The following is a 1,493-nucleotide window of genomic DNA, read 5'->3' as shown; positions in this document are numbered from 1 at the left end:
CTCCCGCCCCGAGGGTCCGCCCCGACCGGCTGCGGCACGCGATCGTCGGGGGCGCCGGGGCCGTCGCGCTCGGCTGGGGCGTCCAGGCGCACCCGTCCGCCCGCCTCGACGCCTTCTTCGCCACCGCCGCCCACCTCACCGGACTGCTCGCCGGCTACGGCGTCCTCGTGCTGCTGCTCCTGATGGCCCGGATCCCGGCGATCGAGCACGGCGTCGGAGCCGACCGACTGGCCCGCCGGCACGCCCTGGGCGGCCGGTACGTCCTCGGGCTGATCGGCGCCCACGCGCTGCTGGCGCTCTGCGGTTACGCCGTGCACACCCGGACCGACCTGGTCGCCGCCACCCGCGGACTGCTCGGCTATCCCGCTCTCGCCGCCGCGGCGGCGGGCACCGTCCTCCTGGTCGCCGTCGGCGCCACCTCGGCGCGGGCCGCCCGGCGACGCCTGCGGCACGAGACCTGGCGGGCGGTCCATCTGCTCGGCCTCCTCGCCGCCGCCCTCGGCTTCGTCCACCAGCTCGCCGGCCCGGACGTCGCCGGGAGCGTCCTCGCCGTCTGGCTCTGGTCGATGGCGCACGCGAGCGTCGCCGTGCTCCTCGTCTGGTACCGGGTCGTCGTCCCGGTACGTCAGGCGCTGCGCCACGGACTGCGCGTCGCCGAGGTCCGCGACGAGGGGCCGGACGTCGTCTCCGTGACCGTCCGCGGGCGGGACCTGGACCGGTTGTGCGCCGAGCCGGGCCAGTTCTTCCGCTGGCGCTTCCTCTCGCGCAGGCTCTGGCGGACCGCCCTGCCCTTCTCGCTCTCCGCGCCCGTCCGCGACGACACCCTGCGCATCACGGTCAAGGCGCTCGGGGACCACACGCGCCGGATCCGGCGGCTGCGCCCGGGCACCCGGGTCCTGGCGGCCGGCCCCTTCGGCGCGCTCACCGCGCACCGCCGCACCCGCCGCAGGGTCCTCCTGCTCGCCGGCGGCGTCGGCATCACCCCCATGCGCACGCTCTTCGAGACGCTGCCCGGGGGACCCGGCGAGGTGACACTGCTCTACCGCGCCCCGGACGCGGACCGTCTCGTCCTGCGCGAGGAACTGGAGCGGATCGCGCACGAGCGGCAGGCCGCCCTGCACTACCTGCTGGGCCCCTCGGACGCCTCCTTCGACCCGCTCGCCCCGCAGGCGCTGCGCAACCTCGTGCCCGACCTCGCCGACCACGACGTCTACCTGTGCGGCCCGCCCGGCATGGCCAGGGCCGCGACCGACTCCCTCGTCCGGGCAGGAGTGCCCGCCCGGCGCATCCACTCCGAGGACTTCAGCCATGAGTGACGCCCCGACCGGCACCGCCCTGACCGTCCGCCCCGCGCGCCGGCACCGCGCCCCGCGCCCGCCCGCCCCCGAGGAGCGCGGCGGCGAGCCGGCGAGGGCCGCGAGTCCGATCCGCACCGCCGTCTTCACCCGCACCGGCGCTTTGCGCACGTACGTGACCGCGGCGCCGGACGTGCC

The 1,493-nt window shown here is 77.4% G+C and carries 1 protein-coding gene and 1 pseudogene; one reads left to right on the top strand and one right to left on the bottom strand.

Annotation, left to right across the window (positions count from 1 at the left end; all coding sequences use genetic code 11):
- Nucleotides 1-1,316, top strand: a 1,316-nt coding sequence (locus EAO71_RS37255; RefSeq protein ID WP_315986638.1) for a ferredoxin reductase family protein, incomplete at its 5' end; no start/stop codon positions are given.
- Between the two features lie 80 nt (nucleotides 1,317-1,396).
- On the opposite strand, the pseudogene EAO71_RS39585 reads toward EAO71_RS37255, so the two are convergent.
- Nucleotides 1,397-1,493: pseudogene (locus tag EAO71_RS39585) on the bottom strand (sulfite exporter TauE/SafE family protein); the annotation flags it as partial.

This window comes from Streptomyces sp. MS191, assembly GCF_008042125.1.
GTDB lineage: Bacteria > Actinomycetota > Actinomycetes > Streptomycetales > Streptomycetaceae > Streptomyces.
Note: the sequence above shows the minus strand (reverse complement) of the source record. Positions and strands in the feature narration are given on the sequence as shown.